This is a genomic window from Acetobacter fallax, from assembly GCF_011516735.1.
GTDB lineage: Bacteria > Pseudomonadota > Alphaproteobacteria > Acetobacterales > Acetobacteraceae > Acetobacter > Acetobacter fallax.
The window spans coordinates 1-10,231 of sequence record NZ_WOSX01000068.1; the positions used below are offsets into that span (position 1 = coordinate 1).

Genomic DNA, 10,231 nt, shown 5'->3' on the forward strand with positions numbered 1-10,231 from the left:
CGTATTCACCACCAAGCCATGGGCGTGTTCGATGTCCGAAATCGATTGGGCAGCTGAAGGTTTTGAGGGCACAAAGCTGCACTACCTAGCTGCTGGCGCAGGCTTTTTTTACGATCGGCACCGGGCGGAGCATGATTGCCGTGCCGTAATCGAACTGCTCGCGTCAATCCTACCGGTATCCAACAGAACTGCACTAGGTCCAATCGACATTCAGGCCATCCAGATCATGGCTGAGGCGAGGTGAACGAAGCCGAGGAAATGGATGGTACGTCGATCATATCGGGTAGCGAAGCGTCGGAAATGTTTGAGGCGATTAAAGCACCGCTCGATACGATTACGGTGCTTGTAAAGAGCGCGATCGTGCGGGATGAACACCTTGCGGTTCCGTTTTGACGGAATGACAGCCTCTGCGCTCATGACAGCGATCTGTTCGCGGAACTCATTGCTGTCATAAGCCTTATCGGCGATGACCGCGCCCATATTGTGGCCTTCGAGCAAGGCAGATGCCTGCGTCGCATCATGAACTTGACCAGCTGTGATAATGAACCGTAATGGCCGCCCCAGGGCGTCAGCCAACATGTGGATCTTGGTGGTCAATCCACCTCGGGAACGCCCCAGAGCCTGATTTTGCGCCCCCCTTTTCCGGTCGCCGCCTGCTGGTGGGTGCGGACGATGGTGCTGTCGATCATCAGATACTGATTGTCCTGATCAGCGGTCAGCGCGTCAAAGACCCGTTCCCAGACACCGGCATGGCACCAGCGGCTGAAACGTCGATGCACTGTCTTCCACTTGCCATAGCGTTCCGGCAGGTCGCACCAGTGCGCGCCGGAACGCAATACCCACAAACAGCCGTTTACGAACAGACGGTTATCCGATCCCGACCGACCAGGATCAGTCGCCTTGCCGGGCAGCAGGAGTGCGATCTTCTCCCATTGCGCCGTGTTCAATTCGTATCGCTTGATCCCCATTTATCCGCTCCGCGCATCAACACAGAGACCTATGAAACAGCAATCAGAGAACTGGGGAATCCTGAATGTCGATTAGACCTAACTAGAGGGTGTTATGCACTTTGCATGAGCAGGTTAGCTGCGTTTCTGAGCATGAAACCAGCGAAGGCGATGGTATGCATTGCAGCAAGTGTTGAGGCGCAGCGCTCGTAGTCTTTGACCAGCCTTTTGCATCGCGTGGCCCACGCGAAAGACCGTTCCACAATCCAGCGACGGGGCAGCAGCACAAAACCCCGTTTAGCCTGAGGCAGCCTGACGATTTCGAGAGTGATGTCGTGCTCTTTTGCTGCATTGGCTGCTTTTGATCCGGTATAGCCCTGGTCAGCCCATGCCAGTTCAACGCTACCGTCTGTCGCCTGCTGAGTGGCTTCCGCCAGTGGACCGACTTCTGCCCGGTCATCCCTGTTTGCCGGTGTGACGTGCAGGGCCAGAAGATGCCCCAGGGATCGACCGCCATGTGCAGCTTCGATCCCTTCTTTCTTTTCGCGCCATCATACCCGGCGCGCGATCCACTCTCCGGGGTCGAACGCAGTGTCCGGCTGTCGATGATCGCCGTTGTCGGCTTAGCCTGCTTTCCTGCAGCCAGCCGCAGTACAGCCCGAAGATCGTGGACAACAGCCTCGAAACATCCCGCCTCCATCCAGCGGCGTGATTGTTGATAAACCGCAGACCACGGGGGCAGATCGTTTGGCATCGCACGCCATGCAATACCGTAACGGATCACATATCGCAGACCGTTGAACAACTCCCTCAGATCATGATGCCGTTGCTCCGCATCCTCTTTCATCAGAAGGAGATACAGAACAATCAGAGACCATTCTTCGTCACTGATATCAGATGGATACGGCCTGCGTGCAGTAATAATCCATCTTTACTGGACCATTCACACACGAAAGTACATAACAGCCTCTAGGCGGCCCAGAGGCTGGTGGCGCGCAACTGTTCTACAGTTTTTATTTTCTTTCTACCGCACTGCATGGCCTGCACATGTTGGTGGGGATCGGGCTGATCGCTTGGGTCTGCCAACAGATTTACCGGGGTAGGGGTAAACCACTTCGCCCTATTCCCGTGGAAATCGTCGGTCTTTACTGGAGTTTTGTCGATCTGGTCTGGATCCTGCTTTTCCCTGTCCTGTACCTGATCGGACGGGTGTGATGGTCCGCGTCCTGTCATGCTGGCTTATGTTGTTATTGCTGCTGGCAGTGGAACTGTTCATGAGTGCAGCCGGGCTCAACTGGGGCATTGGCGCGTGTGCCGGACTGATGGCGCAGCTGGTTGCCTGGGGCTTCATGCGTATTACACGAGCACCGCCATTGGCCGCGATTTTTGCCATTGGCGGTCTGTTCTGGCTGTCCATTCTGCTCGCACTGGGCGGTCTGGACGTTTTACACGAACAAATTTCCCAGTAGGCGATACGCTATCGTCTACCCCACAGAACCCGCGCACACCGCCTGATACCGCGCCCTGACGAGGGAAGAGAACCTTGTAGCCGGATCGGGCGTTGTCATGCGGACAGGCTTTAATGCCCACACGGCGACACCGTAAATTTCTCGGGACCACAGATTTTTTGTTTATCTGGAAAGGTATTTCCCTGACAGGAGTCTCGCCGATAATGACGATGACATTGAACTGGAGTGACATTTTGCTGCGGCTCATTGCCGCGCTGGCAGTGGGAATAGCATTTGGTCTTAATCGTGATCAGCGTGGACGTCCGGCCGGGTTGCGTACAACCACACTGGTCTGCCTCGCCGCCTGTCTCGCCATGCTGCAGGCGAACTGGTTGCTCGGCACGGTGGGGAAAAGGCAGGACTCCTTCGTGACACTGGACCTGATGCGTCTGCCCCTTGGCATCCTGTCCGGAATGGGATTCATCGGTGGGGGTGCTATTCTGCGGAGGGAGAATATGGTTCTCGGCGTCACAACTGCCGCGACCCTATGGATCGTCACCGTTATCGGCCTGTGTTTCGGCGGCGGTCAGATTATTCTGGGCGTTATTGGCGCCGTGCTGGGCCTTGCCGTCCTGTGGGGCTTTAGTTTTATAGAACGTGCATTACACGAAGATCAACGGGCGGTACTTGTCGTCATTGCAGATACAAAAAAGCCGATAACTGAAGAACTCATTTCCCGATGTGCCAATGCTTCCATTCAGATCGCCGGGCAATCCGTCGCGTATTCAGAACAGGGTGAAAAAGCGGAAATGCATTTTGAACTTCGGTGGCGTGGACGTCGCCGCACTGTGTGGCCGCCAACCTTTGTCGCGGAACTGGCGCGGCGTCCCGGCGTCTCGGCATTACAATGGAGGCCTGCCGGTTTCATCGGCATGTAACTGCAATCTGCCGTCGTCGGTCATGTGATATGATACAAAGCTCCACCGCGTCTCTGAACCGGATCGGCTGATCCGCCAGATCATATCATAACAATTAGGAGGCCATTCCTGAAGAGCGGAAAACCACTGTGTTACTAAAACGGCTTTTGCCAGATCCGCGAGCCCTTGATGCTGCCAGCAGACCAGAGACGTGCCCTTTAGTCCGGACAGAACAACACTCAGTTCCTTTTCCTGATGCAATGCCCAGGTCAGATCTATAGGACAATGTAATGTTTCGGACAGAGGCAGGGCGGTCTGTTCCGGTCGTCGGCTATGACCGCCGTCAGGGCGGAACGCGGAGGCAAAAATACGGTCTGGTACCGGCAATCGGTCCTCTTCATCAGTAAAAAGACCCACAAGCCCCTTCGCCCGCTGCCAGCCCTTTTTGCTCAGTGAATAAGGGTCATCCCGGCCATGATTGTCGATCCCGGTTTCATGAAGACATTTATCGGGTTTTTCCGCATGGCGTATCAGAAGAATATTGGATTTTGTCATGATGTATCCTGACTTTGCGTGAAGTATGATACATCATTTTCTGGAACGCGAAGTCGGAGAAAAATGCTTAGCCGCCGGTTGCTGACACAAGGCAGTTAAACTCCCTTGTGGAGAGCGTCAGAAGCTGGTTTGTAAATCGCGTGGTATAAAAATCCAGTATGGTGTCGTGCATCTCATCCATCGAGCTGTAACTGGCATCAGAAATAACAACAGTTTTGTAGCCCCGGTCTATGGCTTCCAGAGCCGTAAACAGAACGCAGATATCCGTCTCGCCTCCCGTCAGCACAATGGCCGTCGGATCATACCGCCTGACATAATGGCGAAACTCTCCCGATCGCCACGCGGAATAACTGTTCTTTTCAAACACGTTATCAGAAGACGCAAAGCCGCCTAATTCCGGTACCAGCTCAAGAAGATGCCGATCAATCTCCGCCCGTGTCATTTCATGCCAGTGTTCGTAATATTCCCGCCACGCTCCGCGCGCGTCATCGGCGGATTGCGGAGGAATGAAGCGTGTAAAAACCGTTTTCCGCGTATTCCGTTTTACAATATCGACAACATTGGGAAGGATATGGGGCATCCACGGAGCACGCCACGGTGTTTTCTCACGGAACATGTTCTGCATGTGGATGCAGAACATGAAGCCATCTCTCATCTTGAAGGAAGGTTTCCGGCTGAATAAGATTTTTTCCCTGATCCATACCGAATTTCCTGTCAGGCACCGGACATGATCGGAAGATTACGATGCCGTTTCCCGGTAGCATGAAAAATAGCATTGGCGATTGCGGCTGCCGTACCGCACATGCCGATCTCACCCACTCCCTTGACCCCCAGAGGACTGATTTCTTTGTCTTTTTCATCAACAAACAGGACATCCATCTCCGGAATGTCAGCGTGAGATGGAACATGATATTCCGCGAAATTATGGTTCATGAAACGGCCATACCGCTCATCCATCAGTGATTCTTCATGTAACGCCATCCCGGTCGCCATCACCATCGCGCCGCGCACCTGACTGGCTGCCGTTTTCGGATTCATGATGCGTCCTGCAGCCACCGCATTCACAAGGCGCGTCACGCGAACAATGCCGAGATCTTCATCGACGCGCACCTCACAAAAGACCGCACTGTGGGTAAAGCGGGCCTTCCGCATCTCGCTGATTTTCCCACGAAGTCCCGGTTTCGCGGTTTCTTCCGCTTCGATAGAGTCTTGCCCGATAAAAGATAAAGCATCCTGAAGGGAAAGAGCCACGGGGCTGCCATTCCTGACCCCGTGCAGTTCGCCTTCTGCCACTGTTATTTCATCCTGCTTCATCCAATCGGGAGTATTTTTATTTTTTTTCAGTAATTTCAGAAATTGTTCGCACAGACTCTGGCATGCAAGCCATACGGCCGCTCCGGCCGAGGCAGCCGTCCATGAGCCGCCTTCCGTCGGACATTCTGGCAGAGTGGAATCTCCCAGTTCAATATCGATCCGATCAATAGGCATACTGAACGCTTCTGACGCCGTCTGCACCAGGATCGTATAGGTGCCGGTCCCGATATCCGAAGCTGCGGTCGCGATGTGGAGCCGCCCGTCAGAAGTGAGCCTGGCCCGGGCGGAAGTGGGAGAAAACATCGCATCCCAGATGCCGGTCGCCATCCCCCAACCGATCAGTTCCTTTCCATCGCGCAGACTGCGTGGCGCGAGTGGACGTTCGTTCCAGCCGAACCGTTCTGCCCCGAGCAAAAGCGCTTCTCGCAAAGCGTTGCTGGTGAAGGGCATGTTATGCATGGCGTCGATATCTGAATAATTGTGCCGCCGGAACGCCAGCGGGTCCATTCTGCAGGCCCATGCCAGTTCATCAATCGCCATTTCGAAAAGGTTGACGCCGGTTGCAGCACCCGGTGCGCGCATATCACTGGAAGTATAGGTGTCGCGCGGCGCTATTTTATAATCCGCCGTCGCGTTCGGGCATTTATAACCGATCAGTCCCCAGATAACGAGATTTTCCATATTGTGCTCAAAGCGCGACGTATCGGTGACGCCCTCGACAATGATGGATTGCAGGGTTCCGTCCCTGTCAGCCGCCAGCGCAATATCCATGACCGCTTCCGGCCTGAAAACATGCGTGAACATCTGCGGTCGCGTCAGGGTCACGCGGACAGGCCGCTTCAGCATCTCTGCCCCAAGTGCCGCAAGAAAAACATTGTGCTGCGCCCGCAGCCCGGAGCCAAACGCACCGCCTACATACGGATTGCGCACACGCACCTTCTTCCCGGAAAGTGACAGAGCACTCGCCAGATAAGTCTGAACTGCCTGAGGCCCCTGTGTCTTGTCCCACACCGTCAACGTGCCATCCTCTTCAGGAATGACGGTCGTGGCATGCATCTCCATCGGATTGTGATGTTCCGGAGCAAGATGAAAGCGCCCCTCGATCTTTATCGGATTCAAAGCATATGCTTCGGAAGCATTTCCCCGTGTTTTCGGCGGGACATAATTGCTGCGTGTTTTTGACGGCATGTATTTCTGATACAGGGCAGCATCGAAATCAGCATTATGCGGCCAGCGCTCGTAATCGACCTGAATCAGCATCGCTGCCTCACGCGCCGCCTCGAACGTCTCAGCGAAGACTACGGCGACCGGCTGCCCGTTGAAGCGAATTTCCGCGTCATGCAGAGGCCTGTATGGCGATCCCGGCACGCCCAGTCCGTCCACATAGGATTTTTCAAACAACGCCGTGTGCGGGCGATTATGATGCGTCATAACCTCAATCACACCGGGAACCGCGCGCGCCGCCTCATCATGGATAGCCTCGATGCGGCCCCGAGCGATCAGACTGTTGACGATAACGCCGTACAACAACCCCGGTGGATGAGGTTCAGCGGCATATTTTGCCTGCCCGGTCACCTTGGCAAAACCATCAATACGCGAAACGGGCTGCCCGATCTTCGCTGATATGACATTCATATTCCGTCTCCTTCAGCGGATAGTCTTGCAGGTCTGGGACTGAGGCGTTCCCTCTGCGGCCTGCCACAGCGCCCGTTCGATCACGCGCGGCGCGAGCTTCAGCTTGGCGGCATTATCACGATCAACAACGGCACCCTCCAGGATACGTTCGGCCACATCCCGGAAAAGAGAATGAGAGGGTGGTTTGTCTTTCATCAACGCTTCTGCTTCGGGTACACACCAGGGTTTTGTGCCTACGCCACCCAACGCGAGATAACCTCGCCGGATGAGTCCACTTTCCATTTCCAGACCAACAGCAACAGACACGATTGAAAAAGCGAAAGAAAGTCGATCCCGGATTTTGAGATAGGTGTAATGTTCGCCGAATGAAACTGAAGGCAAATCAATGGACGTGACTATCTCGCCCGGCTGCAGGACGTTATCAATCCAGGGTGCCTCTCCCGGCAGACGATGATAGTCACGGAGAGCCACCGATCGCTCACCCTTCGGACCGTGGAGATTAACTGTTGCATTCAGAGCCGCGAGGGCGACGCACATATCTGATGGAAATGTTGCAATACACGCCTCACTCGTTCCCAGCACAGCCATGATACGGTTTCGACCACCACGGGCAGAACAGCCGGTGCCGGGTGAGCGTTTGTTGCAGACCATATCGGGATCGTAAAAGTAATGGCAGCGTGTTCTCTGATTCAGATTGCCTCCATTGGTCGCTACATTCCGGATCTGGGGACTGGCACCTGCGAGAATAGCTGAGGCCAAAACTGGGAAGTGTCTGATGACAAGAGGATGAGCTGAGGTATCGGCGTTGGTTGCCAGAGCGCCAAGACGCAGGCCGCCATCAGGCAGTTCTTCAATCTGGTTCATGGACAGGGATTTGAGGTCAGTCACATGGGCAGGCCGCTCGACATCCGATTTCATGAGGTCGATCAGATTCGTTCCTCCAGCGAGAAAGCGCGTGTGCTCAGTGACACGGCATGCTTCATCAAAAGTACCGGGCCGCGAATACGAAAAATTCCTCATGCGGCCTCTCCCTTGCTGTCCTGATCTTGTTGAGCAATGACGTGCTCTATAGCCTCGACAATGCCGTTATAGGCCCCGCATCGACAGAGATTGCCGCTCATGAACTCACGGATCTCTTCGCGGGAATGGACATGGCCCTCTTCCAGCAAGGCGATGGCCGACATGATCTGTCCCGGTGTGCAGTAACCGCACTGGAATGCATCAGCGTCGATGAAAGCCTGTTGCATCGGGTGCAACTGACCGTCCTGATTGATGCCTTCAATGGTTATGACGGCAGCGTCCGGTATCGAGACGGCAAGTACGAGGCAACTTTTGACGCGTTTTCCGTCAATGAGCACAGTGCATGCACCGCATTGTCCGTGATCGCATCCCTTTTTGGTCCCGGTAAGGTCGAGCCGTTCCCGTAGCAGGTCCAGCAATGTGACGGATGGCGGCAGGTCAGCGGCATAGTGCTGTCCATTGATCCGGAGACGACAGGGAGCCGTGGGGGATGCGTGGTTCATGAGAAATTGCTCCTGCGGATATCAGGTTCTGCAGGTTTAAGGATTTGAGAAGCCATGAGTTGCGCTTCGCATGCGAAAACGATGAATAAAAGTTTCTTTTCTCTACTGGATGATGTTTAGCTGCCAGCCGTTACCATAATCGGCAAACTCCTATGCTCCATGAATGAACGTGTAGGGGATATTTTAGAGTATTTTATATATAGTTTTTGATATTTCTTTCATGAATAATGTAGAAAATGCGTCCGTAGGTGCCTGAATGAGCGCATCTTGTCATGTTGTGCTTTTCTCAAGTCGATACCGAGATGCATTCCGCTTGCGTTCTCTTTATGTATTCAAAAAACATTAGCTATGTTCAGATGTATTCATGTTCAGTCAGATTGCATATCCCAGTAGCATAATCAATATTGTATAGAAAATTTATTGATCATGAATTGCAAAAGAAGCGTTCGTGTTTTATTGTAATGCGTCACCTTTCTAAAAAATTTGTAACTTTCAATGAATCTTGAAACCTCCTTCAAACAGAAGGGTTTGTTGTAATGACGGTCGTATCCGTGACCGTCTTAATATTGGAAACGAGGAATAGAAAAATGGCAAATCAAGGTGGCAGTCACGAACAGCATGTCAAGGCTGGCGAACAGAGCCACAAGAACACTGGCACGTCGCATGACGAAAAGAATGAAGGTGAGCATGGCTCCGGCACGAGAGGCGGCACTCACGAGCAGCACGTCAAAGCTGGTGAGCAGAGCCACAAGAATGCAAGCACATCGCATAGCGAGAAAGAGGAAGGCGAGCATGGCTCCGGCACGCGGGGCGGCACGCATGAGCAACATGTCAAAGCAGGCCAGCAGAGCCACAAAAATAGCTGACTCTGTGTCTGCTACCGGGGACATCGGCAATATCGCTGATGTCCCCGGAAACCGAATGCTTTCCTTAACTTACGAACTGTCCCATACCAGTCAGGTAAAGGACAGGCTTTCGAAAATGGAGAAAATCCATGGGCTTTTTTTCGAAACCGATAAGGACCCTTGACGATCTGTTTGTGCATACCCTTCAGGATATCTATTATGCTGAAAATCAGATCGTCAAGAACTTGCCCACGATGGTGGAAAACGCTGCTGATCCGGAGCTGAAGGCGGCATTTCAGCATCATCTGACGGAAACGGAAGAGCAGGTCCGCAGACTGGAGCGGGTATTCCATATGCACGATCAGCCCGTTAAAGGGGTGACGTGTCAGGCTATGGATGGAATCCTTGCCGAGGCAAAAGACATTATTAGTGATTGTGATGATCCTGAAGTTTGTGACGCCGCCATGCTTTCAGCCGCTCAGGCCGTAGAGCATTATGAAATAACCCGTTATGGCAGCCTTATCGCTTATGCCATACAGCTTGGCCGTCCCGACTGTGCCGCCGTCCTGAAGCAGACGCTTGAGGAGGAAAAATCGGCTGATCAGAAACTGACACATATCGCCGAGAAGGGTGTAAACCAGCATGCAGCCTAATGCTGGAAAGATTTTTCTGGTGAGCGAAGTCATCTGGCTTTCTTTGTCACGGAGAGGGAAGAGAAAAGACTCTGTAACTCTTCGTGTATAAAGCAGGGTTAAATGGAAATTGAGTTATTTTTGATTGAAAATATATCGAGCATAGTTGGCAGAATATAGCTTAAAATCAGACGAGTTTCTGGGCTGCGGCATCGACGTGACCATCGGCGACTGACGATTATACAGTCAATACAGACCGGCAATAGAGACCGGCGAACTTCTATCGGTTGTCGGCGGGTATTTTCTTAGAGCCTGAATCAGAAAGCGGTTTGATTGATTTTTCGCAGAACTCTGCGGATATGGGCAATCATCAACCATGCGCAGGATGACGAGATTGTTGTCTCGACATCCTTCG

Annotated in this window: 11 protein-coding genes and 3 pseudogenes; 6 read left to right on the top strand and 8 right to left on the bottom strand. The window is 53.2% G+C overall.

Annotated features, from left to right (window positions below):
• Nucleotides 1–244, top strand: a pseudogene (locus tag GOB85_RS19085) (3'-5' exonuclease); the annotation flags it as partial.
• On the opposite strand, the gene GOB85_RS17485 reads toward GOB85_RS19085, so the two are convergent.
• Both GOB85_RS17485 and GOB85_RS17490 read right to left on the bottom strand, forming a co-directional pair.
• Nucleotides 211–962 (bottom strand): IS5 family transposase gene (locus GOB85_RS17485; RefSeq protein WP_173578401.1). Its coding sequence is split into 2 segments (ribosomal slippage): nucleotides 211–632 and nucleotides 632–962, totalling 753 coding nucleotides; the frame shifts between segments, so codons are not numbered across the junction. The pseudogene GOB85_RS19085 and the gene GOB85_RS17485 overlap by 34 nt on opposite strands.
• Nucleotides 963–1,060: 98 nt before the next feature.
• Nucleotides 1,061–1,872 (bottom strand): annotated as a pseudogene (locus GOB85_RS17490) (IS5 family transposase).
• 74 nt (nucleotides 1,873–1,946) lie between these two features.
• Here GOB85_RS17490 and GOB85_RS17495 point away from each other — a divergent pair.
• The 3 genes from GOB85_RS17495 (at nucleotide 1,947) to GOB85_RS17505 (ending at nucleotide 3,333) form a co-directional block, all read left to right on the top strand.
• Nucleotides 1,947–2,162 (top strand): cytochrome c oxidase subunit 3, encoded by a 216-nt coding sequence (locus GOB85_RS17495; RefSeq protein ID WP_269110124.1) that lies wholly within the window; start codon nucleotides 1,947–1,949, stop codon nucleotides 2,160–2,162.
• A 59-nt stretch (nucleotides 2,163–2,221) separates the two neighbouring features.
• Entirely contained in the window at nucleotides 2,222–2,416 is a 195-nt protein-coding gene (locus GOB85_RS19465; protein ID WP_242011613.1) for a hypothetical protein, read from the top strand.
• A 203-nt stretch (nucleotides 2,417–2,619) separates the two neighbouring features.
• Nucleotides 2,620–3,333, top strand: a complete 714-nt coding sequence (locus GOB85_RS17505; RefSeq protein ID WP_173578398.1) for an MgtC/SapB family protein — start codon at nucleotides 2,620–2,622, stop codon at nucleotides 3,331–3,333.
• Here GOB85_RS17505 and GOB85_RS17510 read toward each other — a convergent pair.
• The 5 genes from GOB85_RS17510 to GOB85_RS17530 all read right to left on the bottom strand — a co-directional run bounded on the left by GOB85_RS17510 (nucleotide 3,298) and on the right by GOB85_RS17530 (nucleotide 8,339).
• On the bottom strand, nucleotides 3,298–3,867 hold the full coding sequence (locus GOB85_RS17510; protein ID WP_173578397.1) for a hypothetical protein: 570 nt from the start codon (nucleotides 3,865–3,867) through the stop codon (nucleotides 3,298–3,300). The genes GOB85_RS17505 and GOB85_RS17510 overlap by 36 nt on opposite strands.
• 67 nt (nucleotides 3,868–3,934) lie before the next feature.
• Nucleotides 3,935–4,522 carry a cysteine hydrolase family protein gene (locus GOB85_RS17515; RefSeq protein WP_173578396.1) on the bottom strand — a complete coding sequence of 196 codons (588 nt, stop codon included), beginning with the start codon at nucleotides 4,520–4,522 and terminating at the stop codon, nucleotides 3,935–3,937.
• Between the two features lie 59 nt (nucleotides 4,523–4,581).
• Nucleotides 4,582–6,816 carry a xanthine dehydrogenase family protein molybdopterin-binding subunit gene (locus GOB85_RS17520; protein WP_173578395.1) on the bottom strand — a complete coding sequence of 745 codons (2,235 nt, stop codon included), beginning with the start codon at nucleotides 6,814–6,816 and terminating at the stop codon, nucleotides 4,582–4,584.
• A gap of 12 nt (nucleotides 6,817–6,828) precedes the next feature.
• Complete coding sequence (locus GOB85_RS17525; protein ID WP_173578394.1) at nucleotides 6,829–7,836, bottom strand: FAD binding domain-containing protein; 1,008 nt, start codon at nucleotides 7,834–7,836, stop codon at nucleotides 6,829–6,831.
• Nucleotides 7,833–8,339 carry a (2Fe-2S)-binding protein gene (locus GOB85_RS17530; RefSeq protein WP_173578393.1) on the bottom strand — a complete coding sequence of 169 codons (507 nt, stop codon included), beginning with the start codon at nucleotides 8,337–8,339 and terminating at the stop codon, nucleotides 7,833–7,835. The genes GOB85_RS17525 and GOB85_RS17530 overlap by 4 nt, the downstream gene beginning before the upstream one ends.
• Before the next feature lie 587 nt (nucleotides 8,340–8,926).
• On the opposite strand from GOB85_RS17530, the gene GOB85_RS17535 reads away from it, so the two are divergent.
• Together GOB85_RS17535 and GOB85_RS17540 are read left to right on the top strand one after the other, a co-directional pair.
• The gene (locus tag GOB85_RS17535; protein WP_173578392.1) at nucleotides 8,927–9,205 is read left to right on the top strand and encodes a hypothetical protein; all 279 of its coding nucleotides are present in this window, start codon (nucleotides 8,927–8,929) and stop codon (nucleotides 9,203–9,205) included.
• A gap of 128 nt (nucleotides 9,206–9,333) precedes the next feature.
• Nucleotides 9,334–9,837 carry a YciE/YciF ferroxidase family protein gene (locus tag GOB85_RS17540; RefSeq protein WP_010669324.1) on the top strand — a complete coding sequence of 168 codons (504 nt, stop codon included), beginning with the start codon at nucleotides 9,334–9,336 and terminating at the stop codon, nucleotides 9,835–9,837.
• A 296-nt stretch (nucleotides 9,838–10,133) separates the two neighbouring features.
• Here the strand turns inward: GOB85_RS17540 and GOB85_RS17545 are convergent.
• Nucleotides 10,134–10,231 (bottom strand): annotated as a pseudogene (locus GOB85_RS17545) (IS5/IS1182 family transposase); the annotation flags it as partial.